This window comes from Pseudomonas sp. B20(2017) (assembly GCF_002113125.1).
In the GTDB taxonomy this organism is placed as follows: domain Bacteria; phylum Pseudomonadota; class Gammaproteobacteria; order Pseudomonadales; family Pseudomonadaceae; genus Aquipseudomonas.
The window spans coordinates 157,813-184,285 of the sequence record NZ_NEJP01000013.1; the positions used below are offsets into that span (position 1 = coordinate 157,813).

The 26,473-nt window shown below is 62.2% G+C and carries 21 protein-coding genes; 14 read left to right on the top strand and 7 right to left on the bottom strand.

Annotation, left to right across the window (positions count from 1 at the left end; all coding sequences use genetic code 11):
• Positions 1-98: 98 nt before the first annotated feature.
• Entirely contained in the window at positions 99-4,394 is a 4,296-nt protein-coding gene (locus CAF63_RS19785; protein WP_085688026.1) for a DEAD/DEAH box helicase, read from the top strand.
• Between the two features lie 152 nt (positions 4,395-4,546).
• On the opposite strand, the gene CAF63_RS19790 is transcribed toward CAF63_RS19785, so the two are convergent.
• Complete coding sequence (locus tag CAF63_RS19790; RefSeq protein WP_085688029.1) at positions 4,547-6,652, bottom strand: mechanosensitive ion channel family protein; 2,106 nt, start codon at positions 6,650-6,652, stop codon at positions 4,547-4,549.
• Positions 6,653-7,010: 358 nt separating this feature from the next.
• Here CAF63_RS19790 and CAF63_RS19795 point away from each other — a divergent pair, with 358 nt between their 5' ends.
• The 5 genes from CAF63_RS19795 to CAF63_RS19815 all read left to right on the top strand — a co-directional run bounded on the left by CAF63_RS19795 (position 7,011) and on the right by CAF63_RS19815 (position 12,427).
• Entirely contained in the window at positions 7,011-8,222 is a 1,212-nt protein-coding gene (locus CAF63_RS19795; protein ID WP_085688031.1) for an MFS transporter, read from the top strand.
• A gap of 218 nt (positions 8,223-8,440) precedes the next feature.
• Positions 8,441-9,367 carry a DUF72 domain-containing protein gene (locus CAF63_RS19800; protein WP_085688033.1) on the top strand — a complete coding sequence of 309 codons (927 nt, stop codon included), beginning with the start codon at positions 8,441-8,443 and terminating at the stop codon, positions 9,365-9,367.
• Positions 9,364-10,161: an endonuclease/exonuclease/phosphatase family protein gene (locus CAF63_RS19805; protein ID WP_085688035.1), complete on the top strand. Its 798-nt coding sequence runs from the start codon at positions 9,364-9,366 to the stop codon at positions 10,159-10,161. The genes CAF63_RS19800 and CAF63_RS19805 overlap by 4 nt, the downstream gene beginning before the upstream one ends.
• Entirely contained in the window at positions 10,158-11,444 is a 1,287-nt protein-coding gene (gene clsB, locus CAF63_RS19810; RefSeq protein ID WP_085688037.1) for a cardiolipin synthase ClsB, read from the top strand. Before CAF63_RS19805 ends, clsB begins: the two co-directional genes overlap by 4 nt.
• Positions 11,441-12,427 carry a lysylphosphatidylglycerol synthase domain-containing protein gene (locus tag CAF63_RS19815; protein WP_085688040.1) on the top strand — a complete coding sequence of 329 codons (987 nt, stop codon included), beginning with the start codon at positions 11,441-11,443 and terminating at the stop codon, positions 12,425-12,427. The genes clsB and CAF63_RS19815 overlap by 4 nt, the downstream gene beginning before the upstream one ends.
• A gap of 112 nt (positions 12,428-12,539) precedes the next feature.
• Here CAF63_RS19815 and CAF63_RS19820 read toward each other — a convergent pair whose 3' ends face one another.
• The 3 genes from CAF63_RS19820 to CAF63_RS19830 all read right to left on the bottom strand — a co-directional run bounded on the left by CAF63_RS19820 (position 12,540) and on the right by CAF63_RS19830 (position 15,568).
• Positions 12,540-13,298 (bottom strand): S9 family peptidase, encoded by a 759-nt coding sequence (locus CAF63_RS19820; RefSeq protein WP_085688042.1) that lies wholly within the window; start codon positions 13,296-13,298, stop codon positions 12,540-12,542.
• Positions 13,288-14,394, bottom strand: a complete 1,107-nt coding sequence (locus CAF63_RS19825) for a DUF3182 family protein (protein ID WP_085688044.1) — start codon at positions 14,392-14,394, stop codon at positions 13,288-13,290. The genes CAF63_RS19820 and CAF63_RS19825 overlap by 11 nt, the downstream gene beginning before the upstream one ends.
• Positions 14,395-14,572: 178 nt before the next feature.
• Positions 14,573-15,568, bottom strand: coding sequence for a GlxA family transcriptional regulator (locus tag CAF63_RS19830; RefSeq protein ID WP_085688046.1), 996 nt, complete (start codon positions 15,566-15,568; stop codon positions 14,573-14,575).
• Between the two features lie 101 nt (positions 15,569-15,669).
• Between CAF63_RS19830 and CAF63_RS19835 the strand changes: the two genes are divergently transcribed.
• The 7 genes from CAF63_RS19835 (at position 15,670) to CAF63_RS19865 (ending at position 20,835) form a co-directional block, all read left to right on the top strand.
• Positions 15,670-16,224, top strand: coding sequence for a cysteine hydrolase family protein (locus tag CAF63_RS19835; RefSeq protein ID WP_085688048.1), 555 nt, complete (start codon positions 15,670-15,672; stop codon positions 16,222-16,224).
• Between the two features lie 155 nt (positions 16,225-16,379).
• Positions 16,380-17,048: a YjfI family protein gene (locus CAF63_RS19840; RefSeq protein ID WP_085688050.1), complete on the top strand. Its 669-nt coding sequence runs from the start codon at positions 16,380-16,382 to the stop codon at positions 17,046-17,048.
• Between the two features lie 17 nt (positions 17,049-17,065).
• Positions 17,066-17,764: a PspA/IM30 family protein gene (locus CAF63_RS19845; RefSeq protein ID WP_085688052.1), complete on the top strand. Its 699-nt coding sequence runs from the start codon at positions 17,066-17,068 to the stop codon at positions 17,762-17,764.
• A 123-nt stretch (positions 17,765-17,887) separates the two neighbouring features.
• Positions 17,888-18,538 (top strand): DUF2491 family protein, encoded by a 651-nt coding sequence (locus CAF63_RS19850; protein WP_085688054.1) that lies wholly within the window; start codon positions 17,888-17,890, stop codon positions 18,536-18,538.
• 13 nt (positions 18,539-18,551) lie between these two features.
• Positions 18,552-18,977 (top strand): DUF350 domain-containing protein, encoded by a 426-nt coding sequence (locus CAF63_RS19855; protein ID WP_085688056.1) that lies wholly within the window; start codon positions 18,552-18,554, stop codon positions 18,975-18,977.
• Between the two features lie 17 nt (positions 18,978-18,994).
• On the top strand, positions 18,995-19,675 hold the full coding sequence (locus tag CAF63_RS19860; RefSeq protein ID WP_085688058.1) for a DUF1190 domain-containing protein: 681 nt from the start codon (positions 18,995-18,997) through the stop codon (positions 19,673-19,675).
• Positions 19,676-19,677: 2 nt separating this feature from the next.
• Positions 19,678-20,835 carry a glutathionylspermidine synthase family protein gene (locus CAF63_RS19865; protein ID WP_085688060.1) on the top strand — a complete coding sequence of 386 codons (1,158 nt, stop codon included), beginning with the start codon at positions 19,678-19,680 and terminating at the stop codon, positions 20,833-20,835.
• A 74-nt stretch (positions 20,836-20,909) separates the two neighbouring features.
• On the opposite strand, the gene CAF63_RS19870 is transcribed toward CAF63_RS19865, so the two are convergent.
• Together CAF63_RS19870 and CAF63_RS19875 are read right to left on the bottom strand one after the other, a co-directional pair.
• Positions 20,910-21,428 carry a single-stranded DNA-binding protein gene (locus CAF63_RS19870; RefSeq protein WP_003228709.1) on the bottom strand — a complete coding sequence of 173 codons (519 nt, stop codon included), beginning with the start codon at positions 21,426-21,428 and terminating at the stop codon, positions 20,910-20,912.
• 9 nt (positions 21,429-21,437) lie between these two features.
• On the bottom strand, positions 21,438-22,835 hold the full coding sequence (locus CAF63_RS19875) for an MFS transporter (RefSeq protein WP_039771979.1): 1,398 nt from the start codon (positions 22,833-22,835) through the stop codon (positions 21,438-21,440).
• 191 nt (positions 22,836-23,026) lie between these two features.
• Between CAF63_RS19875 and uvrA the strand changes: the two genes are divergently transcribed.
• Positions 23,027-25,861: an excinuclease ABC subunit UvrA gene (gene uvrA / locus CAF63_RS19880; protein ID WP_085688062.1), complete on the top strand. Its 2,835-nt coding sequence runs from the start codon at positions 23,027-23,029 to the stop codon at positions 25,859-25,861.
• A 65-nt stretch (positions 25,862-25,926) separates the two neighbouring features.
• Here uvrA and bfr read toward each other — a convergent pair whose 3' ends face one another.
• On the bottom strand, positions 25,927-26,394 hold the full coding sequence (bfr, locus tag CAF63_RS19885) for a bacterioferritin (protein ID WP_007955633.1): 468 nt from the start codon (positions 26,392-26,394) through the stop codon (positions 25,927-25,929).
• Positions 26,395-26,473 lie beyond the last annotated feature (79 nt).

The window sequence follows — 26,473 nt, forward strand, 5'->3', positions numbered from 1 at the left end:
CGTTGCATTTTGCGGGTTTAGTGCGCAACCGTCACCCGTAAAGTGTAGATCCCCAGCGGTACTTGCAACTTCGCCCGCCCACCCGCATAACTGAAGCCATGAATCTGCCCCTCCCCAAGGACGCGGCCCTGGCAGGCTTCCACCCCGCCGTCAGCGCCTGGTTCAGCAGCACATTCCCGACGGTCACCGCCGCCCAGGCCCGCGCATGGCCGTTGATCCGTCAGCGCCGTTCGACGCTGATCGCCGCGCCCACCGGCTCCGGCAAGACCCTCACCGCGTTCCTCGCCGTACTCGACGATCTGGTCCACCGTGGCCTGGAAACCCCGGACGGTCTGCCGGACGAAACCCTGGTGGTCTATGTTTCGCCGCTCAAGGCGTTGTCCAACGATATCCGCATCAACCTGCAGAATCCGCTGGCCGGGATTACCGAGCAGTTACGCCAAATGGATCTGCCGGCGCTGGAAATCACCACCGCCGTGCGCATCGGCGACACCCCGCAGAAAGACCGCGCCGCCATGCGCAAGAGCGCGCCGCACATTCTGGTGACCACCCCGGAATCGCTCTACGTGCTGCTCGGCTCGGAATCCGGCCGCAAAATGCTTGGCACCACGCGCACGGTGATCGTCGACGAGATCCATGCCATCGCCGCCGGCAAACGCGGCAGTCACCTGGCCTTGAGCCTCGAACGCTTGCAGGCGCTGTGTCCTGAACCGCTGACCCGCATCGGTCTGTCGGCCACGCAAAAACCGATCGATGCGGTCGCGCGGTTTCTGGTCGGCCATGAGCGCCCCTGCGAAATCATCGACATTGGCCACGCTCGTCCACGGGATTTGGGCATCGAAGTGCCGCCGGTGCCGTTGTCAGCGGTGATGGCCAATGATGTCTGGGAACTGGTCTACGACCGCCTCGCCGTACTGGCCCGGGAACATCGCACCACGCTGATTTTCGTCAACACCCGGCGCCTGGCCGAACGCTTGAGCCGTCATCTCAGCGAGCGCCTCGGCAAACACGCCGTAGCTGCGCACCATGGCAGCCTCGCCAAGGAGTTTCGCCTCGACGCCGAGCAGCGTCTCAAGCGCGGTGAACTGCAAGTGCTGATTGCCACCGCGTCGCTGGAACTGGGGATCGACATCGGTGAAGTCGACCTCGTGTGCCAGATCGCCTCGCCTCGCTCGATTGCCGGGTTTCTGCAACGGGTCGGCCGTTCCGGACACCAGGTTGGCGGCACGCCCAAAGGGCGACTGTTCGCCACCACCCGCGACGACCTGATCGAATGCGCCGCCCTGCTCGACTGCGTGCGCCGGGGTGAACTCGATACGCTGCACATCCCCGAAGCGCCGCTGGATGTGCTGGCGCAGCAGATCATCGCCGAGGTCAGTTGCCAGGAATGGGCCGAGGACGATTTGCTCGCGCTGTTCCGCCGGGCCGAGCCCTACGCCCGCCTCGACGAAAAACATTATCAGGCCCTGCTGGCGATGCTCGCCGAGGGCTACAACGGCCGTCAGGGCATCCGCAGCGCCTACCTGCATCGCGACGCCGTGAGCCGAACCCTGCGCGGACGACGCGGCGCTCGGCTGACCGCCGTCACCAGCGGCGGCACCATCCCCGACAACGCCGACTACAGCGTATTGCTCGAACCCCAGGGCCTGAACATCGGCAGCGTCAACGAAGACTTCGCCGTGGAAAGCATTGCCGGCGACGTGTTCCAGCTCGGCAACGCCTCCTATCGCATCCTGCGGGTGGAAACCGGCAAGGTTAGGGTCGAGGACGCTCAGGGCCAGCCGCCGACCATTCCGTTCTGGCTCGGCGAGGCGCCGGGGCGCAGCGATGAATTGTCGGCGGCGGTGGCGCGCCTGCACGCGCAGCTCGATCAATTGCTCAGCGCCAGCCCCGGTGATTTGCAACCGGCCCTCGACTGGCTGACCGACACCCTCGGCCTGAACCTGGCCAGCGCCGAACAATTGGTGGATTATCTGGCCCGCGCGCGCCTCGCCCTAGGTGCCTTGCCGTCGCGGGACACGCTGCTGATGGAGCGGTTTTTCGACGAATCCGGCGGCACCCAACTGATCATCCATTCGCCGTTCGGCAGTCGCATCAACCGCGCCTGGGGCCTGGCCCTGCGCAAGCGCTTCTGCCGCACCTTCAACTTCGAATTGCAGGCCGCCGCCAGTGAAGATGCGATCGTGCTGTCGCTGTCCACCAGCCACAGTTTCGAACTCGACGAGGTCTGGCGTTATCTGCACAGCAACAGCGCCGAGCACATCCTGATTCAAGCCGTGCTGGATGCGCCGCTGTTCGGTGTGCGCTGGCGCTGGAATGCCGGGGTGGCGCTGGCCCTGCCGCGCTACACGGGCGGGCGCAAAGTCGCACCGCAATTGCAGCGCATGAAAAGCGAAGACTTGATCGCCAGCGTGTTTCCCGATCAGATCGCTTGCCTGGAAAACCTCGCCGGCGAACGGGAAATTCCCGAGCATCCGCTGGTGGAGCAAACCCTCGACGATTGCCTGCACGAGGCGATGGACAGCGAAGGCTGGCTGCAACTGCTGCGGCGCATGGAGCGCGGCGAAGTACGCCTGATCGCCCGTGACCTGCCGGCGCCCTCGCCGCTGGCGGCGGAAATCCTCAGCGCCCGGCCCTACACCTTTCTCGACGATGCGCCGCTGGAAGAACGTCGCACCCAGGCCGTGCTCAACCGCCGCTGGAGCGATCCGCAATCCACCGATGACCTCGGCGCGCTGGACGCCGACGCGATCACTGCCGTGCGCGAAGAAGCCTGGCCGACGCCGAACAGCGCCGATGAAATGCACGAAGCACTGATGAGCCTGGCCTGCATCAGCGACCGCGAAGTCGAGACCAATCCGCAGTGGCGCGATTGGCTGAATGCCTTGGCCGAAACCGGACGAGCCTGCCAGTTGCTAATCGATCCCGAGCATTCACTGTGGTTGGCAAGAGAACGCCTGACCTGTCTGCAAGCGCTTTATCCACAGGCGCAGTCGGCACTGCCCGCGTTGCCCGGTTTCGACGAAACATGGGCAGCCGATGACGCACTGATCGAAGTGATCCGCGCGCGGCTCGGCGCATTCGGCCCGCTACCGCTGGCGGCGATTGCCGAACCGCTGGCCCTGATGCCGGCCTCTGCTCATCAAGCCCTCGCTCATCTTGAGCGCGAGGGTTATGTGCTGCGCGGCCGGTTCACACCGGGATCGACCGTTGAAGAATGGTGCGAGCGGCATCTGCTGGCGCGAATTCACCGCTACACGGTCAAGCGTCTGCGCCGGGAAATCGAGCCGGTGGCGTTGCAGGATTTCATGCGGTTCCTGTTCGACTGGCAGCACTTGTCCCCGTCAACCCGCGGTCAGGGCAGCGCCGTGTTGCCAGCGATTGTCGGCCAGTTCGAAGGTTATCCGGCTGCCGCTTCGGCCTGGGACAGCGACCTCCTTCCCGCGCGGCTCAAAGATTATTCACCGAGCTGGCTGGACGATCTGTGCCGCAGCGGAAAGCTGGTATGGACACGCCTCAGCGCCCGGCAAAACATCAGCGGCACGGCATTGCGCAGCACCCCCATCGTGTTGCTGCCGCGCAGTCAGGTCGGCTTGTGGAGCGCGCTGGCCGAGCAGACGCCGGTCAGTGAGCTGTCGCCCAAAACCCGCAAGGTGTTCGACGCGCTGAGCCAGCACGGCGCGCTGTTTTTCGATGAGCTGATGCATGAAGCGCACCTGCTGCGCACCGAGCTGGAAATCGCCTTGCAGGAACTGGTCGGCGCCGGGCTGGTGAATGCCGACAGCTTTGCCGGATTGCGGGCGCTGATCACCCCGGCGAGCAAGCGCCAGCAGCGCAGCAGTCGACGCGGGCGCGGGGCGTTTGTCGGCGGCATGGACGATGCCGGGCGCTGGGCGTTACTGCGTCGCGGGCCGGTTGTGGAAAACCGTCAAACAGCGTCACCTGAAACTCTCGAACACATCGCCATGACCCTGTTACGCCGCTATGGCGTGGTGTTCTGGCGCCTGCTGGAACGCGAGGCCGATTGGCTGCCGAGCTGGCGCGAACTGCTGCGCACGTTCCATCGACTGGAAGCGCGGGGCGAGATACGCGGCGGGCGCTTTGTCAGCGGTCTGGCCGGCGAGCAATTCGCCCTGCCAGAGGCGATTCCGTTACTGCGCGAAGTCCGCCGTCGCCCCCATGACGGCAGCCTGATCGCGGTGTGCGGCGTCGATCCGCTGAACCTTGCCGGCACCTTGTTACCGGGCGCGAAAGTGCCGGCGCTGGCGAGCAATCGACTGGTGTATCGCGACGGATTGCCGGTCGCTGCGGAGATCGCGGGCAAGCAGCAATTCTGGGTGGATCTGGATCAGGTTTCCATGGAGCAGGTGCGCAGCAAACTGATCCGGCATTGATGTAAACCGGTCTGGCCTCTTCGTCGGATCGCCGCCCGGACCAAGCCCGCTCCCACAGGGTTCTGTGTGATACCGAAATAGCAGCCGCACCACAAATCACTGTGGGAGCGGGCTTGCCCGCGAAGGGGCCGGCACAAGCACCACAAGACCTCCTATTGAGTCGGCGATTGCTCCGGCAACACCACCGACGAATGCGCCGGCGCCACCTCTTCTTCCTTTCGCTTGGGCAACAAAACCTGCTGTGGATAAGTTTGCGCGAAATGCACCCACGGGCTGTTATCCACAAGCTTCTTCAGACGCTGGTTGAACGCGCGGCTCACCGCATATTGCCCGCCCGAGACCGTACGGAATTGCGCGGTCAGGACCACGCCGTTCAAGTCCATCTTGTCCACGCCGAACACGTCCAGCGGCCCTTGCAGGTTGTACTTGAGGAACGGGTCTTCGCGAATCGAATCCCCCGCCTCGCGGATCAGCTCGATGGCCTTGTCGACATCGGTGTCGTAGGTGAACTGGACAGAGAAAAACGCGAACGCAAACTGCCGCGATTGATTGGTCACAGCCTTGATCTGGCCGAACGGCACCGAATGCACGAAGCCCTTGCCGTCGCGCAGGCGCAGGGTGCGAATGGTCAGGCCTTCGACCGTGCCGGCATGCCCGGAATCGAGCACCACCCAATCGCCGATCGACAGGGTGTCTTCGATGATGATGAACAGCCCGGTGATCACGTCCTGCACCAGTTGCTGCGAGCCGAAACCGATGGCCAGACCGACCACCCCGGCACCGGCCAGCAGCGGCGCGACGTTGATCCCGAGATTGGCCATGGTGGTGATCGCGCAGATCACCACCAGGACGATTTTGATCGCGTTGCGCAGCAGCGGAAGGATGGTTTTCACCCGGGTGCTGGGCTGGCGCGCCGAGCGCTTGCTGACCGGTGGTTTCAGCGCTTCCTGAATCGCCGTGTCGAGCACCACCCACAGCAGCCACGTCACGAGGAAGATCAGGCCGATGCTGCTCAGGGCATTGCTGATCGCCCGACCAACCGTGCTGCTCTGCGCGAAGTCGAGCAGCGACACACCCCAGATCCGACCGAGAATGTCGATGAATACAATCGCGATGACGATCCGCAGCAAGGCGTGCAACAGGCTGAGAAAGCGTTCCTTGTAGGCGCTGCTACGCTGGATCGCCTCGGCCTTGCGCGACTTGAACAGATGCTGGAGGACGGTGCTGAGAAACACCGTCCCGATCAACAGCACGGTGGTGAACAACGCGCAGCGCAGGGCTTTCTGGTTGTCCTCGCCGATGCCGATCAGATTGACCGCCGAGACCAGCACCATCAGCACGATCGGCCAGTACCAGAGCCCGGAAAAAATCCGCAGTGACTCCTGCAGCGACGGCTGCTTCAGACGTTGAACCAGCGACCGGTTGCGGATCAGGTGCGCTACCGGCCGACGCAGGCGAATCACCAGCAGACCAAAGATGATCGACGCCAGCAGCCCGGTGAACACCGCGATGCTGCTGGTGATGTTGCCGCCCAGTTGCCGGGCGATCTGCGGGCTGGTCAGGGCGTCACTCAACGCGGCGAGAAAGCCGATCATGAATAGCGGTTTCGGGCAGTAGTCGCGGATGATCTGCACGGCGCGGCGCTTGTGGCCGACGTTGAACATCACCACCACGCACAACAGCATCGACGTGGAAAATATCCCGCTGCTGGTGGCGTAGGCAAAACACAGCGCCAGCGCGCGACCGACCGAGGCCGACAGAAAATGGCTGACGTACAGGGTCAGCGGCAGGCAGATCAGCGCGGGCAGCGTGTAGGGCAACAGGTAACCGAGCAGGTCCTGACTGCGCTGGCGGGTGCGCAGCCAGCGCCCCTCCCGCAGACGTTTGCCCAGCACGCTGCCGAGCACCGTCAACACGGCAAAGGTGCCCAGCCACACGCCGGAGAGCATCAGTAAATCCCCCGCCACGCTCCAGCCGGAGCGGTTCGAGGGTTGGTTGACCAGCCTGTCGACTTCATCCGCCGCCCGGTCGGCACGCAGGCGCCAGGCGTCGACCAGATGCTCGTTGAGATCGAGTTTGTCCTGTACGTCGTCGATGCTGGAACTGATGGCGCCGAGCAGTCCGCCCTGCACGATCGGTTCCGGTTTGGCCGGCTCTTCACTGGCCGCCGGAACGCCCGGCAGGCTGGCGGCTTGCACTGCATTGCCGCCGAACAACAGCAATGCCCCCAATAGAATCGCGATCCTGAACCTGGTCAAAACGCAGAGCTCCCTTGGTTGAACCTGTAAGGAACTGATCGGTTTTGGCCCGGCAAAGTTCAAGAGCGCCCTTTTGATTGCTCCCACGCTCCACCCCCTCGTTGATCGTTCCCATGCTTCCCCTCCCCCTCACTGATCGTTCCCACGCTCTGCGTGGGAATGCCTCCCTGGACGCTCTGCGTCCGCTCTTCGAGACGCGGAGCGTCTCTGGCTGCATTCCCACGCGGAGCGTGGGAACGATCACCTCAAGGGGGGATATTTGCGTGGCACGCAAATATCAAATGCCACTCCTTGTATTTTTCCACCCCCACCAAACCCCGACACTGCGCTCCATTCAATCCCCCACCGGAGTGCCGTCATGCCCATTGCCCTGCTCGCGCTGACTCTCAGCGCCTTCGCCATCGGGACGACCGAGTTCGTCATCGTTGGCCTGCTTCCCACCATCGGCGCCGATCTCGGCGTCAGTCTGCCGTCCGCCGGTCTGCTGGTCAGTCTCTACGCTCTGGGCGTAGCCATCGGTGCGCCGGTGCTGACCGCCCTCACCGGCAAAGTCCCGCGCAAACTGTTGCTGCTGTCGCTGATGGTGCTGTTCACCCTCGGCAATCTGCTGGCCTGGCTGGCGCCGAGTTATGAATCGCTGGTGCTGGCGCGGATCGTCACCGGTCTGGCCCACGGCGTGTTCTTTTCCATCGGCTCGACCATCGCCACCAGCCTGGTGCCCAAGGAAAAAGCCGCCAGTGCAATTGCGATCATGTTTACCGGCCTGACCGTGGCGCTGGTCACCGGCGTGCCGCTGGGCACGTTCATCGGTCAGCATTTCGGCTGGCGTGAAACCTTCCTCGCGGTATCGGCACTCGGCGTCATCGCGTTCATTGGCAGCCTGCTGTATGTGCCGAACAACATTGCCCACAGCAAACCGGCCTCGCTGTTGCAGCAATTGCAGGTGCTCAAGCAACCGCGCCTGTTGCTGGTGTACGCCATGACGGCAATCGGTTACGGCGGCTCGTTCATCGCCTTCACGTTCCTGGCGCCGATCCTTCAGGACATCTCCGGTTTCAGCGCCAGCACCGTCAGCCTGGTGTTGCTGGTGTATGGCGTGTCGGTGGCCGTCGGCAACATCTGGGGCGGCAAACTGGCGGACAAACGCGGGCCGATCAGCGCGCTGAAAATAATCTTTGCCCTGCTCGCCGCCGTGTTGTTCGTACTTACCTTCACCGCTGGCAACCCATGGCTGGCACTGGCCACCGTGCTGGTATGGGGTGCAGTCGCCTTCGGCAACGTGCCGGGCTTGCAGGTGTATGTGGTGCGTCAGGCTGAACATCACACACCGCACGCCGTGGACGTGGCCTCGGGCCTGAACATTGCCGCGTTCAACCTCGGGATTGCCGGCGGTGCGTGGGGTGGCGGCCTGATCGTCGAGCACATCGGCCTGATTCACACTGCATGGATCGGCGGGTTGGTGGTGCTGGTGGCGCTGGCCCTGACCGCCTGGAGCGGTCGCCTCGATCGGCTGGGCCCGGTGTACGCCGAACCCGCCGAAGGCTCGACCCGGATCGTCACCGGGCACTGATCCGCAAGATGCCCCTGTGGGAGCGAGCCTGCTCGCGATTGCGGCAGCACATTCAAAAATTGATGTGCCTGACACTCCGCTATCGCGAACAGGCTCGCTCCCACATTTCTATGATGCTGCCGCACAAATACCGTCCGTAATCCCGTCGAAACTTTCCCGAACCGCCCACAGTCATCCACAGACAGAGGCCGTATGGGGACTTTCGACGGGAGGGCGGCATGGCAACGATTCATATCGGTATTTCAGGCTGGCGTTACGCTCCGTGGCGCGGGGACTTTTACCCGAAGGGGCTGGCGCAGAAACGCGAATTGCAGTTCGCCTCACGGGCGGTCAACAGCATCGAAATCAACGGATCGTTCTACGCCCTGCAACGGCCGGAACGCTACGCCCAGTGGTACGCCGAAACGCCGGATGACTTCGTGTTCAGCATCAAGGCGCCGCGCTTCATCACCCACATCCGCCGCCTGCGCGATATCGAAAAACCCCTGGCCAACTTCTTCGCCTCCGGGGTGCTGGAACTGAAGGAAAAACTCGGCCCGGTCCTCTGGCAATTCCCGCCCAACTTCACTTTCGATCCTGAGCGTTTCGAAGCCTTTCTCGAACAGTTGCCCCACGACACCCAGGCCGCCGCCGACCTCGCTCGCCAGCACGATTCACACCTGCACGGCCACGCGAGCATGAAGGCCTACGGCAAAAAACCACTGCGCCATGCCGTGGAAATCCGCAACGACAGTTTCATCGACCCCGACTTCGTGCGCTTGCTCAAACGCTACAACACCGCGCTGGTGATCGCCGACACCGCCGGGAAATGGCCATACCGCGAAGACCTCACCAGCGATTTCGTCTACCTGCGCCTGCACGGTGCCGAGAAGCTTTACGCCAGCGGTTACACCGACGCCGCGCTGCAACGCTGGGCCGAGCGGATCGACGCCTGGCACCATGGCCGGCAACCGGGCGACGCCCATTTGATCGCGCCGCGCCTGAAGCCTCGGGCGCGTAAGTCCCGCGAGGTTTTCTGCTACTTCGACAACGACATCAAGGTTCGCGCGCCCTTCGATGCCCGCAGCCTGTTGCAGCTTTTCGATCTGGATAAAACCCTCGAAACAGTACCCGGTGAACCGGTTGCCGAAGGGGTACTCGCATGAGCATTCCCGAGCCGGTCGGCTTCACCGACGAGCAAGCAGCAGTCACCACCACGGTGCGCCGCTTCACCGTGCTGACGGTCAACACTCACAAGGGCTTCACCGCACTGAACCGGCGTTTCATCCTGCCGGAATTGCGCGAAGCGGTGCGCAGCGTGTCCGCCGATGTGGTGTTTCTGCAGGAAGTCCACGGCACCCACGAGCACCATCCCAAACGCTACAACAACTGGCCGACAATGCCGCAGTACGAGTTCCTCGCCGACAGCCTCTGGCCGCAGTTCGCCTACGGGCGAAATGCGGTGTACCCGGACGGCGATCACGGCAATGCGTTGCTGTCGAAATTCCAGATCGTGCGCCACGACAATCTCGATGTGTCGATCAGCGGCCACGAAAACCGCGGCCTGTTGCACTGCGTGCTGCGTCTGCCGGAAGACGACCGTGAAGTTCACGCGATCTGCGTCCATCTGGGCCTGCGCGAAAGCCATCGCAACGACCAACTGGGCTTGCTGCGAGAACGCCTTTCCGAGCTGCCCGGTGATGCGCCGGTGATCGTCGCCGGCGATTTCAACGACTGGCGCCAGCGCGCCGATACCTTGCTTGAACCCTGTGGCCTGCGTGAAGTGTTTGCGGCGCATCACGGCAAACCGGCGCGCAGTTTTCCCGCGCGCATGCCGCTGCTTCGCCTGGACCGGATCTACGTGCGCAACCTCAAGGCCAGTCAGCCCAAAGTGCTGGCGAACCGTCCCTGGTCACACCTTTCCGACCACGCGCCGCTGTCGGTGGAGATAGAACTATGAGCAGTGCACCGTTGGAGAAATCCGCCGTGGAGCCGGTCAGCATCACCCCGCCCGTGCGCGAGCCGGGCACCGTCGATGTCGAGTATCGCTGGCAGGGCAACAACCGGCTCGAGCTGCTGGAAAACGGCGAGGAATATTTTCCCCGGGTGTTCGAAGCGATGCGCGCGGCGAAATGCGAAATCCTGCTGGAGACCTTCATCGTCTTCGAAGACAAGGTCGGCAAGGAATTGCAGGAGATTCTGATCGATGCCGCCCGGCGTGGCGTGCGCACCACCGTCAGCCTCGACGGCTTTGGTTGCGGTGAGTTGAACACCGGTTATCTGACCGCGTTGAGCGATGCCGGCGTCCACCTGCAGATCTTCGATCCGGCCCCCAAGCATCTGGGTATTCGCACCAACTGGTTCCGGCGGTTGCATCGCAAGATCGTGGTGGTCGACGGGTTGATTGCGTTCATCGGCGGGATCAATTTTTCCGGCGATCACCTGGCCGATTTCGGCCCCGAAGCGAAGCAGGATTACTCGGTGGAAATTCAGGGCCCGGCGGTGGCCGACATCCATCATTTCGCCTTGCTGCAAAGCGGCCGTCCGGGACGGGCGAGGTTCTGGTGGCAACGCCGTCGACAGCGGCGCGCCGAGATGGCATTCGATGATCACGACGGTCAGGTGCGTCTGGTGTTCCGCGACAACGACCGCCACCCCACCGATATCGAAGACGTCTATCTGCAGGTGCTGCGCCGCGCCCAACGGCGGGTGGTGATCGCCAACGCCTACTTCTTTCCCGGTTATCGCCTGCTGCGCGAGATCCGCAACGCGGCCCGGCGCGGGGTCGAGGTGCGGCTGATTCTGCAGGGGCAGCCGGACATGCTGGTGGCCAAACTCGCCGCGCGCATGACCTACGACTACCTGCTCAAGGCCGGGGTGCAGATTCACGAATATTGCGAGCGGCCGCTGCACGGCAAAGTGGCGCTGGTGGACGAGGAATGGAGCACCGTCGGTTCGAGCAATCTCGACCCGCTGAGCCTGTCGCTGAACCTGGAAGCCAACGTGCTGATTCGCGACCGAGCCTTCAATCGTCTGCTGTTCGAACGTCTCGAAGACCTCAGCCACAACCACTGCAAGGCGATGGACGCCGCGAAGTCGCCGCGCGGGCGGATCTGGCACATGACCGTGGGCTTTCTGGTGTTTCACTTCCTGCGGCATTTCCCGGCGATGGCTGGCTGGTTGCCGGCGCACAAGCCACGGCTCAAACCCTTCACCCATGCTGCCGGGAGCGATCCGTCATGAGCCATTCCGAAGCCCACGCGGCGGTGCATCCGGCACCGGCGGGCAAGTCCCGCTGGAGCCGCTGGAAACGTCCTTTGACCCTGTTGTTCTTTCTTGCGCTGATCGTTTTGCTGACGATGTTCGCCAGTCGCATCGAATGGGCCGAGGTGCTGCAAACCCTCGCCGACTTCAAGGTGCGCACGCTGATCATCGCCTCTAGCCTGACTCTGCTGAGCTTTCTGGTGTACGCCAGTTTCGACCTGATCGGCCGCACTTACATCCGCCAGGATCTGACGTGGAAACAGATCCTGCCGGTGGGCGTCATCAGCTATGCGTTCAACCTCAATCTGAGCGCGTGGGTCGGCGGGATCGCCATGCGTTATCGCCTTTATTCGCGACTCGGGGTGAGCAAAAGCAACATCGCCAAGATCCTCGGCCTGAGCCTGGCGACCAACTGGTTCGGCTACATGACCATCGCCGGCGTGGTGTTCGCCAGCGGGCTGGTGCGCATGCCACCGGGCTGGAAAATCAGCAGCGGTGCGTTGCAGGGCATTGGTGTGTTGCTGCTGTTGGTCAGTGTCGGCTATCTGGTCGCCTGCCAGTTTTCCCGGCGGCGCGAATGGTCGATTCGCGGGGTGGAAATCAATCTGCCGTCGCTGCGCATGGCGATCCTGCAATTGCTGCTCGGGGCATTGAACTGGTCGCTCATGGCAGCGGTGATTTTCACCTTGCTGCCGAGCAAGCTCGACTACCCGCTGGTGCTCGGGGTGCTGTTGATCAGCGCGATTGCCGGGGTCATCACCCACATTCCCGCCGGGCTCGGCGTGCTGGAAGCGGTGTTCGTGGCGCTGCTGCAGCACGAGGTTTCGCGCGGCAGTCTGGTGGCCGGGTTACTGGCCTATCGGGCAATCTATTTCCTGCTGCCGCTGCTGATCACCGTGCTGATGTACCTGGTGGTAGAAGCCAAGGCCAAGGCGTTGCGGATCGAGAAGAAACCCAAGTGATCAATGTCGCCTGACAGGACGACTTCGCGAGCAAGCTCGCTCCCACAGGAAAACGCATTCCACCAGTGGGAGCGAGCTTGCTCGCGAAAGCGCCGGCAAGGTCGGCGCAGACTCATGTCGACTGAATGATGCTCAACCGCTCGCCCACTACCATTTCGGTGATCCAGTCCACGAGAATCGAGGTGTAGGCCTGCTGCGAGGTCGGGTCGCTCAGGGCGTGGTCGGCGCCGTCGATGATGCGGTGGGTCAGCGAGTGGGTCTGCTGGCACGCGGCGCGGTAACTCATGATCGTCGCGTGGGGCACGTAGTCATCGGTTTCCGACTGTACCAACAGCACGTCCCCGGTGAATTGCGAGCAGGCGTGCAAGGCGCGGTTGCTGTCGGCGCGCACCAGGGTGCCGCGATAATCGCGCAGATCGGCCTTGTCCAGATCGCGTTTTGGCGTGTGCCATTGCTCGTCGCGATACAGCGCCGGCACCCGCAGCGCCAGCCAGCGCACCGGACGCAGCGAAGTCAGGATTGAGGCGAGATAACCGCCATAGCTGGTGCCCACCACCGCGATGGCCGAGGTGTCCAGCGCCGGATGGGCGAGCAGCCGGTCGTAGGCCGCCATCAAGTCACGCAGGTTGTCTTCGCGGGTGACCCGGCTCAGCGGAATGCCGGTGCCGCCGGTGTGCCCGCGCAAGTCGAACGTCAGGCACACGCAGCCCAGGCCGGCGATGCCTTTGGCCCGTTCCAGATCCCGCTCCTGACTGCCGCCCCAGCCGTGCACGAACAACACGCCGGGGACTTTCGATTTGGGACTGAGGAACGTCCCGCTCATCTGTTCATCATCAATGTCGATTTGAATGCTTTCGCTTCTAGCCGTCATAGGATTTGACCGTTACGTATTTGAGGAGAAAGTCGCTGTTCTCGGCCGGGCCGCGATACACCTCGATGGCATCCGCCGGCAGGGCCTGATCGGAATAGGTCTCCACCGACGAGACGCGGATCGCGCGCATCGAGGGATCGTTGACGAAACTTTGCAGCGCCGCCACTTCCGCGCTGCTGGCGCCGCCCATGCGCCAGGACTGTTCGAGTACGCCACTGCGCGGCCGGCCTTCGCTGTCCAGGCCCTGGGCAATGTCGTAATTGCGCCGCGAGGCATAGAAACGCGGATAGGCTTCGTCCGCCGCCCGGTCGAACACCTGCGCCTGCTGGATCGCCAGACGCACGTCGTCGGGCAAATCCAGCGCCAGCAGATCCTCGTAACCGCCCTGCACCACCAGCAGGTTCGAGCCGCCGTACACTTCTTCGCCATGGGCATCGTCGGTCAAGTATTGATCACCGCAGTAACTCAACACCCGGTCGCCGATGAACGACTGACCAACGCTGTGGGTAACCACCTTACTCAGGTCCTGCTCAAGCACCACGCCATCGCTGAACAGTTGTTCAGCGTCGGGTCGGGCGAGAATTTCGTCGAACGCATCAAGGCTCTTGATCACTTCCTGACCGCGTCCGGCACAGGCGTGAATCGGCTTGAGACGGATCGGTCCGCTGTACAACAAGTGTTCGGCGGCGGGCCGCGCATCTTCCAGCGCAAAAACGCTGAGCCCGTCGAGAACGACGTTGCGCGTGCGCTCGGAAAACAGCGGCGACCAGCCTTGCGGCGCATGGGCCTGATGGCTGCGCAAACCGTGGCTGATGGCTTTGGTGCAAATAAAATCGTGCTCGACGAAACCGCCCCACAAATCGTCCGGGCCGCTCACGCCCAGTTCGCGAGCCGCCGCGCCGACGAGGGTCTGGGTCGGCAGCAGATAAATATCCCGGCCGCCATGTTTTTCGGCGTCGTAACTGCCGCCAAACTTGAGGCCGAGGATCTGCGCCAGCCATCGTGCGAGGGCCTTGTTGGTCTGCACTTCATGTTGTGGCGCGCCGGGCCGAATCGAATGGGCGACGACCACTTTCCTGCGGGATGTCGGGGTCATGCGTCCCCCTTCCAACGGCGGTTTGAATGTAGGTCAGAGGGTGCAGAGATCAGGCCAACGGGCGTTCAGTGGAAACATCCCGTTAATCAGCCACTTGGACACCCCGTGCTGGCACCCCGCCTGTTTCAATCTGCACGACGGCTCTGTCGGCTCCGGCATTTTGCACGACAGGCGGGGTTTACTTCGCGACGGCCGGCGGCGGGCTGACGCCGAATCGCGTGCGGTATTCACTCGGCGCCAGCCCGGTGATTTTCTTGAACGTCGCGCGAAAGGCGCCCGGATCCTGATAACCCACCGTCCACGCAATGTGGTCGATGGTGCCATTGGTGAACTCGAGCATTTCCCGGGCCTTGCCGACCCGCAGGTGCTGACAGTACTCGGTGGGTTTAAGACCGGTCGCCGCACGGAAACGACGCAGGAAAGTACGTTCCTCGAGGCCCGCGCGTTCGGCCATCGCCGTCAGCGAGACATCGGTCGCACCATTGCCTTGCAGCCAGTGCTGAACCTTGAGGATCGCCCCGTCGCCATGGTTGAGGATCGGCGCAAAATTGCTTCCGCACTCGCTGGCGCTGTCGCTGTGCTCCACCACCAGAAACCGCGCGGTGCTGCTGGCGATGCTCGGCCCGAGCAATCGGTCCACCAGACGCAAACCAAGCTCTGACCAGGCCATCAGCCCCGCCGTGGTAATCAGGTCACCATCGTCGACAATCGGCGTGTCGGCCTTGAGCCTGATGTTGGGGTAACACTCGGCGAAGGCTTTGGCCGACGTCCAGTGCGTGGTCGCGCTGCGACCGTCGAGCAAGCCGCTTTCGGCCAGCAACCACGAGCCGACACAGACCCCGCCGAGTGTCGCGCCCCGCGCATGTTGCTCACGTAACCAGGGGATCAGACCGGCCGGCATCTGTGCAGCGGAAAAACCGGCGATGGACGGTGGGATCAGTACCGCCAGCAAACCGTTTTCGGCACCGGGAAGGCTGTCGTAAACGCGCACGGGGGGCTGATCACCGTCGACCTGCCAATGACTGATCCGCAGCAGTGGCAGCTGTGCCGCCTGATGCTCGGCAGCGATCCGGTTGGCCACCCCGAACAGATCGGTCAGGCCATGTACCGCCGCCATTTGCGCGCCGGGATAGATCAGCACGCCGAGCTCCGCGACGATCCTTTCAGCAGCCATTGTCAGTTTTCCCCTGTGTATTGTCGGTGCGGCCAATCCTCGAAAACGTGGCCAGCACCAATACTGAGCCCACACCCAACCTTCACTTCGAGGACACACCCATGGCCAAGCAAGCGCTCATCGTAGTCGATATCCAGAACGACTACTTCCCCCAAGGCAAGTGGCCGCTGGTCGGTGCCGACGCCGCCGCGGACAACGCCGCCCGGCTGATCGCGGCATTCCGCGAGGCCGGTGATTCGGTGGTGCACATCCGCCACGAATTCACCTCGCCCGAGGCACCGTTTTTCACACCGGGCTCCGAGGGCGCCAAGCTGCATCCGAAAGTGCTCAACCGCGCCGACGAGCCGGTGGTGCTCAAGCACTTCGTCAACTCGTTCCGCGAAACCGAGCTGCAATCGATCCTCGACGAACAAGGCATCAAGGAGTTGGTAGTAGTCGGCAGCATGAGCCACATGTGCGTCGACGGCATCACCCGTGCGGCGGCCGATCTGGGTTACACCGTTACGGTGATCCACGATGCTTGCGCCAGCCGTGACCTGGAATTCAACGGTCTGACCGTGCCAGCCGCCCACGTGCATGCGGCGTTCATGTCGGCGCTGGGGTTTGCCTACGCCAGCGTGGTGTCCACCGACGAGTTCCTCGCCGCCAGCCGCTGAGCCCTGCGCGGACAGCCCCGGAAAAACCTGCGCCCGCCTCGTTGCGGGCGCTTTTGTTTGTGTGTCACAAAAATCTCACGCGTGAGCCATTGATGGCATTTTGATTTGGCTGTAGTGTCGCTCACGCGTGAGATGTTCATAACGGAGTCATCGCCATGAGAAGCCGCTCCCCCGCCACCAAGTCAGAGAGCCCAAAGGGAGTGCGCTCGACACCGTCCGCGAAAAAACCGTCGAGCTTCTACATGAAGCAGATGCGCGCGGGCCTGGCTGCCGCCGGTTATGTGAAACACGAAACTTGGGTGCTTCCGGAAAACCGAAGCTTGCTCAAGCAAATGGAGCAACAGCTACGCCAACCGATTCTGGCTGGCTCTTTCATGTCGGAGAATTACATGAGCGCAGGCAACAACTGGAACATCGATAGCCTCTACAACGCTTTCAAGGCGCTGGACGAGGTGGCTTCGCAAGAGATCACGCTGTCTCTGATCCAGAGCTCCGAACCCAGCCTCAAGCTGGAAATGAACGAATTCGGCGGTCTGCCAATTCACATCGCCATCGCCGGTCAGCAGATCATCGTCGACACCGTGCTGGTGGACATCGATTCGATCACCGATGTGCGTGCATTCAACGACGCCGTACTGCGCAGCCGGGAAATGTTCCCGCTGTCGTCGATCGGCATCGAGACCATGCCCAATGGCCAGACCGTCTACAACATGTTTGGTGCACTGAGTGCCGATTCGAGCCTGACCAACGTGGTCACCGAGGTGAAAACCCTGGTCGACAACGTGCAGCGCGCCAGCGAAGCCTTCGAACACTTCTTCAAGTAATCAACAGGGAATATCCAATGACTCAGTCCATCTGGAGCAAGTTGTTCACCGCGCTGCGCGGCGGCGCCAACGAAGTCGGCGAAGCGATCGCCGACCAACAGGCCCTGCGCATCCTCGATCAGGAAATCCGTGACGCCGACAGCGCGCTGTCCAACGCCCGTCGCGAACTGGTCACCATCATGGCCAAGCACAAACTGTCTGCCGACCGCGTGAGCGAGTACGAAGCCAAGATCAAGGACCTGGAAGCCAAAGCCGTTTCCGCTCTGAACGCCGGCCGTGAAGATTTGGCGATGGAAGTGGCCGAAGCGATCTCGACCCTGACCAACGACCTGGGCGTCGAGAAGAAGCAGAGCGACGAGTTCGGCACCTACGCCGACAACATGCGCAAGGACATCAACAAGGCCGAAGCACGGATCAAGAGCCTGCGCCAGCAAGTGGACATGGCCAAGGCCCGTGAAAGCGTGCAGAAGGCGCAGGTCAGCGCTTCGATCGCCAGCGGCGGTGCCAACGGCAAGCTGGAAACCGCTGTCGGCACCCTGAACCGTCTGCAAGCCAAGCAGCAGCAACGCGCTGCCGAGCTGAGTGCTGCCGACGAGCTGGCCGATGCGTCGACCGGCAACGACCTGGATCGCAAGCTGCGCGAAGCCGGCATCACGCCGAACGAAGGCAGCGCCAACGCCATCCTCGAGCGTCTGAAGCAGAAGTCCGCCCAGTAACGGCGGCGAGAAAAAAGAAGGGCACCGGGTGCCCTTCTTTTTTGCCTGCTCGTTCGCCACGAGGCCGGTACACTAGCGGCGTTTTGCCAACGAATACCTCCACCCGCTTCAAGGAATGTACCCATGGGATGGTTCAAAGATCTGCTCGGCACCAGCAACTGGCAGTCGACCGCGCCGGCGTCACAGTCTGCCGGCGGCCCGCTCGGTCTGGCGCAGGGCAAGGCGATCCGCTTCGACACGACCCTCGGCCTGTTGCTCGACGGCAGCACCTCGGTGCGGGTTCCCGACGCCCAGGCCATCTGGAGCGCCGGCTGGATCGACCTCGGACAGTCGAACAAACTGCATCGCTACTACCTGAACGATGAAGAATTCTGGGTACAGATCCATGTCACGGGCGACGATCAGATCGAATCGGTGACGCTGTTCAATTACGTCAGCTATGTGACGGTCAACAGTGACGCCGAACTGCAGCGCCTGGCCGGGCCGAACAGCCTGATCGGCCTGCCGACCTATCGCCACGAAGGTGTCGAATACACCCGTGAATGGGGCACCGAACGCGGCCAGACCGAACTGGTGCCGCTCACCGAACAGGTGATCAACCCGGACGAGTCCTACACCATCAACCATCACTCGATGCTCTACGCCCGCGAGACCGGCCTGACCGATCGCCGCGAGCTCTTGCTGTTCTCCGTCGAGCAGGACGAAGAAGGCACCGTCAGCCTGAGCACTTCGCTGGGCATCTCGCTGTACACCACTGATTTGAGCACCATCTAAAAGGAAGTTTTCCATGCTGGAAGCGTTGTCCATTTCCCTGAACAAAGCCGCACTGGTCGGTTTCGTCGCCTACCTGATCGGCGCCGTGCTGCTGTTCATGCTGTTTCAGTTCGTCTACACCCGTATCACGCCGCACAAGGAATTCGAGCTGATCCGTTCCGGCAACAGCGCCGCCGCCATTGCCCTGTCCGGCGCAATCATCGGCTTCGCGATCCCGGCGAGCAACGTGATCGCTCATTCGATCAACGTCCTCGACTTCGTCCTCTGGGCGGTGATCGCGGCCGCGGTGCAATTGCTGGCTTTCCTGGCAACCGGGCTGGTGCTCAAGGGCACGTCCCAGCGCATCGCCAACGGTGAAATCGCCGCGGGCATCTATGTAGCGGCGGTGGCGATCAGCGTCGGCATGCTCAACGCCGCGTGCATGACCCCGTCCTACTGACCGGCAGGAAGCCTGAGATGAAACGAAGCAAGTACGTTCAACTGTCGCTGGCCGCTTCGGTGGCCCTAGCGATTTCCGGTGAAGTGGCGGCCCAGAGCTTCCAGAGTGTGGAGCAATGCGTCGACGCCGACGTGGCGGCGGATGTCTGTTCGGACGCCTACGTCGCCGCCCTGACCGAGCACCGGCGCATTTCCCCGGCCTACGACGACAAGGCTGCATGCGACGCGGACTTTGCCGCAGACTGGTGTCAGAAAAATTCCGCTGGCCGTTTCGTGCCGAAACTTGGTGGTTTCAAGGTGCCGCAGGACGGCGAGCCTGCGCAGAACCTCGATGCGATTGCCAATGCCCAGATGCCCGCCGGCGATGCGACTGCCGTACAGAGCAATCAGACCAGCACTTCGCACTCGTCCAGCGGTGCAGGCAACGGCTGGCTCACCGGATGGCTGATCGGCAATGCCATGAGCAACAACCGCGCGATCGACTCGCGGCCGGTTTATCGTGAGCGCAATACCCGCCTGACCTACGACACTTCGACGCTGAACCGTCGGATCGAGTCGGCGCCGAGCCGCAGCCAGCGGGACTACGACAGCGATTACCGCAAACCGGTCAACGTGGCTTCGTCCACCTCCCGTGGCGGTTTCGGCAGCCAGTCCAGCGCGCGCAGCGGTTGGGGCGGCTGGGGCCGTTCGAGCAGCTGACCATGAAGAAGATCCACTGCGCCGAGCGCCACGACTGGAAACAGACTGCCGAAAGCCTCGGCTTTCTGTTTCACACCATCGACGACGAACCGTACTGGGACGAGCGCGCCTACTACCAGTTCACGCTCGCGCAGATCGAAAACGATCTGGAGGATCCGACCACTGAACTGCACGAGATGTGCATGGACCTGGTCGACCGCGTCGTACACAGCGAAGAACTGCTGGATCGCCTGAGCATTCCGGCGCCGTACTACGACATGATCCGAACGTCCTGGCTGGAAGGTCATCCGCATCTGTACGGGCGCATGGACTTCTCCTACAGCGGCAACGGCCCGGCGAAGCTGCTCGAACTCAATTACGACACGCCCACCAGCCTTTATGAAGCGGCGGCGTTCCAGTGGGGCTGGCTGGAGCAATGCATCGAGCGCGGGCTGCTGCCGCGCCATGCCGACCAGTTCAACAGCATCGACACCCGGCTGCACGAAGCCTTTGCTCAACTGAAACTGAAGCGGCCGTTTTACTTCGCCTCGATGAAAGACTCGGTCGAAGACAAGGGCACCACGGATTACCTGCGGCTGATCGCAGAGAAGGTCGGCATCGAATCGCGGCATATCGACATTGAAGACATCGGTCTGAGCGCTGACGGGCGTTTCGTGGATCTCGAAGATCGCTGGATCCCGCACCTGTTCAAACTGCACGCCTGGGAGTTCATTTTCCACGAGCCGTTCGGCGCGGCGATTGCCGAGTGCGACACCCAGTTTTTCGAACCGGCGTGGAAGTCGATCCTTTCCAACAAAGGCGCCCTGCCGTTGCTTTGGGAATTGCACAAAGGCCATCCGAACCTGCTCGCCGCACATCTCGACCCGAATCCGGGCAGCGCGGTGCCCAAGGGCTGGGTGCGTAAACCGTACTTCTCCCGGGAAGGTGCGAACATCGAGTTGCAGACCGCTGAAGGCCTGATCGTCAAAGAGGATGGGCCCTACACCGACGCGCCTTTCATCCTGCAGGAATTTGCCCCTTTGCCGAAGTTCGACGACAGCTACACGCTGATTGGCTCGTGGGTGATCGGCGACCAGGCGGCCGGGATTGGCGTGCGCGAAGACAACAGCCTGATCACCAAGGATTCGAGCCGGTTCCTGCCGCATCTGATTCTTGACTGAAAACCCGCGCACATAAAAAAGGCCCGTCGTGTTCAGCGACGGGCCTTTTTATTTAGCGCGGATACAGCAGCGAATCAGAACGGAATATCGTCATCGAAGCTGTCGAAATCCGGAGCCGGTTGCGGTGCGGCCTGCTGTGGAGCCGGGGCCGAACGCTGCTGAGGTGCCGACTGCTGCGGACGCGGAGCCTGTTGGCGTGGCGCCTGCTGCTGATAGTTGTTGCCACCGCCTTGTTGGTCGCCCTGTTGTGGACGGCCGCCCAGCAGTTGCATGGTGCCTTGCATGTCGACCACGATTTCGGTGGTGTAACGCTTGATACCGTCTTTTTCCCACTCACGGGTCTGCAGCTTGCCTTCGATGTAAACCTGCGAACCCTTGCGCAGGTATTCGCCGGCGATTTCGGCAACCTTGCCGAACATCGATACGCGGTGCCACTCGGTCTTCTCGACCTTCTGACCGGTCTGCTTGTCGGTCCACTGCTCGCTGGTCGCCAGACTCAGGTTGGTCACGGCGTTACCGTTGGGCAGGTAGCGTACTTCGGGATCCTGGCCGCAAGTACCGACCAGAATGACTTTGTTAACCCCACGGGCCATAACGTTCTCCTAGGCTTCGCACGCAGTCTGCGCCGGGTTGTTCACCAGGCGTTCGAGAGTGGTGCGATCCATTAATTCGGTGTCCAGTTTGATGTAGATGGCAGCCTCATCAGCGACTATCACTGCATCAGTTACCCCTACGAGGGCCTTGAGACGCTCGACCAGACCCGCTTCGCGGATCGCTTCGGGCGACAGCGGCAGGCGCAGGCTCGTCACGTAGGGAGGTTCGCGCATGGTAACAGCAAAGGCCAGCCAAAGTGCAGCCAGCCCGGCACATCCGAGGAACACAACCGACAGACCGCCATGCTGGAACATCCAGCCGCCGAGAATCCCGCCGAGTGCCGAACCGAGGAACTGACTGGTGGAGTACACGCCCATGGCCGTGCCCTTGCCACCTGCCGGTGAAACCTTGCTGATCAGCGACGGCAGCGATGCTTCCAGCAGATTGAACGCAGTGAAGAACACCACCGTCCCGATCACCAAAGCCCGCAGGCTGTCGCCGAACTGCCAGAAGAATAGCTCAGTGAGCATCAGCGTCATCACGGCACCGAGCAAAACTCGTTTCATTTTGCGTCGCTTCTCGCCGTAGATAATGAACGGGATCATGGCGAAGAAAGAGATCAGCAAGGCTGTGAGGTAGACCCACCAGTGCTGTTCCTTGGGCAGTCCGGCCTTTTCCACCAGCGCCAGGGGCAGAGCGACGAAGCTCGACATCAACATCGCATGTAACACAAAAATGCCCAGATCCAGCCGCAGAAGGTCCGGGTGCTTGAGCGTCGGCATCAACGCCTGGCGTGCAACGCCGGATTCGCGGTGGCTCAGAGGCCCGGTGGATTTCGGCACCATGAACATCACGATCACGATCCCGACCAGTGCCATGCCACCGGTGGCGAGGAACAGGCCGGACAGGCCGAACGCACGGGTCAGCAGCGGGCCGACCACCATCGCCACGGCGAACGACAGGCCGATGGTCATGCCGATCATGGCCATGGCTTTGGTGCGGTGCTGTTCGCGGGTCAGGTCGGAGAGCAAGGCCATGACAGCTGCGGAAATAGCGCCGGCGCCCTGCAGGATCCGCCCGGCAATCACGCCCCAGATCGAATCGGCCTGAGCCGCCAGCACGCTGCCGAGGGCAAAGACGATCAGCCCCAGGTAAATCACCGGACGCCGGCCGATACGGTCGGAAATGATCCCGAACGGAATCTGGAAAATCGCCTGGGTCAGGCCGTAAGCGCCGATCGCCAGCCCGATCAGGGCCGGGGTCGCTCCCGCCAGATCCATGCCGTAGGTCGCCAGTACCGGCAACACCATGAACATGCCAAGCATACGGAAGGCGAACACCAGGGCCAGACCGCTCGCCGCGCGGGTCTCGCTGCCACTCATGCGTTCGCTGTGGGGATCGTGCATGGAAAAACCTCGTGTGAACCGGCGGCGATTCTACCAGTCCCATCGAAAGACGGGGTATATCGCGACGCTTTGACGCGTATAGATGAAACTCTCTTCATGTAAGGCAAAAAACCCTTCACTTGATAGTGTGCATCCATCCAGTATTTGGCCGTATACTCCTGTGTTTTCGACGCCCGCCGAGCGAGGCCATTTTGGACAAGATCCTGATTCGTGGGGCCCGCACCCACAACCTGAAGAATATCGACCTGACCCTGCCACGGGACAAACTGATCGTCATCACCGGCCTGTCCGGATCCGGCAAGTCGTCCCTGGCTTTCGACACGCTCTACGCCGAAGGCCAGCGCCGCTATGTCGAATCCCTGTCGGCCTATGCCCGGCAGTTCCTGTCGATGATGGAAAAACCCGACGTCGACACCATCGAAGGTCTGTCGCCGGCGATCTCCATCGAACAGAAGTCGACCTCGCACAACCCGCGCTCCACGGTCGGCACCATCACTGAAATCTACGACTACCTGCGCCTGCTCTATGCACGCGTCGGTACGCCACGCTGCCCGGATCACGACATCCCGCTGGAAGCCCAGACCGTCAGCCAGATGGTCGACCTGGTACTGGCGCAGCCGGAAGGCAGCAAGCTGATGCTGCTGGCGCCGGTGATCCGCGAGCGCAAGGGCGAGCACCTGTCGGTGTTCGAAGAGCTGCGCGCCCAGGGCTTCGTCCGGGCCCGGGTCAACGGTCGGCTCTGCGAGCTGGACGAACTGCCGAAGCTGGATAAACAGAAGAAGCACACGATTGAAGTGGTGGTCGACCGCTTCAAGGTTCGCGTCGACCTGCAGCAGCGTCTGGCGGAATCCTTCGAAACCGCGCTGAAGCTGGCCGACGGCATCGCCCTGGTGGCGCCGATGGACGACGAGCCGGGCGAAGAGATGATCTTCTCCGCGCGCTTCGCTTGCCCGATCTGCGGCCACGCGATCAGCGAGCTGGAACCCAAGCTGTTTTCCTTCAACAACCCGGCCGGCGCCTGCCCGACCTGCGACGGTCTGGGAGTGAAGCAGTTTTTCGACATCAAGCGACTGGTCAACGGTGATTTGACCCTGGCCGAAGGCGCGATCCGTGGCTGGGACCGGCGCAACGTCTATTACTTCCAGATGCTCGGCTCATTGGCCGCACATTATGGTTTCAGCCTGGAGCAGCCGTTCAACGAGCTGCCGGCCGATCAACAGAAATACATCCTGCACGGCAGCGGCTCGCAGAATGTCGATTTCAAATACCTTAATGACCGGGGCGACATCGTCAAGCGCTCGCACCCGTTCGAAGGCATCGTGCCTAATCTCGAGCGCCGCTACCGCGAAACCGAATCGGCGAGCGTGCGCGAAGAACTGGCGAAGTTCCTCAGCACCCAGTCCTGCCCGGACTGTCGTGGCACCCGTCTGCGTCGCGAAGCGCGGCATGTGTGGGTCGGTGAGAAAACCCTGCCGGCAGTGACCAACCTTCCGATCGGCGATGCCTGCGACTACTTCGGCGCGCTGAAGATGACCGGCCGCCGTGGCGAGATCGCTGACAAGATTCTCAAGGAAATTCGCGAGCGTCTGCAGTTTCTGGTCAATGTCGGTCTCGACTATCTGTCGCTGGATCGCAGTGCCGATACCCTGTCGGGTGGTGAAGCCCAGCGGATTCGTTTGGCCAGCCAGATCGGCGCGGGCCTGGTGGGTGTTCTGTATATCCTCGATGAGCCTTCCATTGGCCTGCACCAGCGCGACAACGATCGCCTGCTCGGCACCCTCAAGCACCTGCGCGATATCGGCAACACGGTGATTGTGGTCGAGCACGACGAAGACGCGATCCGTCTCGCTGACTACGTAGTGGATATCGGCCCGGGCGCCGGGGTTCATGGCGGGCAGATCGTCGCCGAAGGCACGCCGGACGAAGTCATGGCCCACCCGGACTCGCTGACCGGCAAATACCTGTCGGGCCGGGTCAAGATCGAAGTGCCGGCCAAGCGCACGCCGCGCAACAAGAAGCAGGTCCTAGCACTCAAGGGCGCGCGCGGCAACAACCTGCGCAACGTCGACCTGGAGATCCCGATCGGCCTGCTGACTTGTGTGACCGGTGTTTCCGGTTCCGGCAAATCGACACTGATCAACAATACGCTGTTCCCGCTGAGTGCCACCGCACTCAACGGCGCGACCACTCTGGAAGCGGCAGCCCATGACAGCATCAAAGGCCTGGAGCATCTGGACAAGGTCGTCGATATCGACCAGAGCCCGATCGGCCGTACGCCGCGCTCCAACCCGGCGACCTATACCGGTCTGTTCACACCGATCCGCGAACTGTTCGCCGGCGTGCCCGAATCCCGCTCCCGTGGTTACGGCCCGGGTCGTTTCTCGTTCAACGTCAAGGGCGGTCGCTGCGAAGCCTGCCAGGGTGACGGTCTGATCAAGGTGGAAATGCACTTCCTGCCGGACATCTACGTTCCGTGCGACGTGTGCAAGAGCAAGCGCTACAACCGCGAAACCCTGGAGATCAAATACAAGGGCAAGAGCATCCACGAAACCCTCGAGATGACCATCGAGGAAGCGCGGGAGTTCTTTGACGCAGTGCCGGCGTTGGCGCGTAAACTGCAAACACTGATGGATGTGGGTCTGTCGTACATCAAGCTCGGGCAGTCGGCCACCACGCTGTCCGGTGGTGAAGCCCAGCGGGTCAAGCTGTCCCGCGAGCTGTCCAAGCGCGATACCGGCAAGACCCTGTACATCCTCGATGAGCCGACCACCGGTCTGCACTTCGCGGATATCCAGCAACTGCTCGACGTACTGCATCGCCTGCGCGACCACGGCAACACCGTAGTGGTGATCGAGCACAACCTCGACGTGATCAAGACGGCCGACTGGCTGGTGGATCTCGGCCCCGAGGGTGGTTCCAAAGGTGGGCAGATCATCGCCACCGGTACGCCGGAGGAAGTGGCCGAGATGAAGCAGTCTCACACCGGCCATTACCTCAAGCCGCTGCTGATCCGCGATCGGGCCTGATCGCCGGGCATGAAAAAGCCCCTGTCACTTCGTCAGTGACAGGGGCTATTTTGTATCGGCTGCAATCAGGACGCGTGGGACTGCAGGTAGTTCTGGATACCGATCAGCTTGATCAGGCCCAGCTGCTTTTCGAGCCAGTAGGTGTGATCTTCTTCGGTGTCATGCAACTGAAGCTTGAGGATATCGCGGCTTACATAGTCGCCATTCTTTTCACACAGCTCGATGCCTTTGCACAGTGCAGCACGAACCTTGTACTCAAGGCGCAGATCCGCCTCGAGCATGGTTTCTACCGTGGTGCCGACGTCCAAGTCATCCGGGCGCATGCGCGGAGTGCCTTCGAGCATCAGAATCCGGCGCATCAGTGCATCGGCGTGACCGGCCTCTTCTTCCATCTCGTGGTTGATTCGTTCGTAGAGCTTGGTGAATCCCCAGTCCTCATACATCCGCGAGTGAACGAAATATTGGTCACGCGCGGCCAGTTCGCCGGTCAGCAACGTGTTGAGGTAATCGATAACGTCTGGGTGGCCTTGCATCGCCCTACATCTCCCTGCTTGAAAGTCTGTAGTTTGAACCAACCTGACTGGAAGGTCACTCACTTCGCGCAATAAAAGC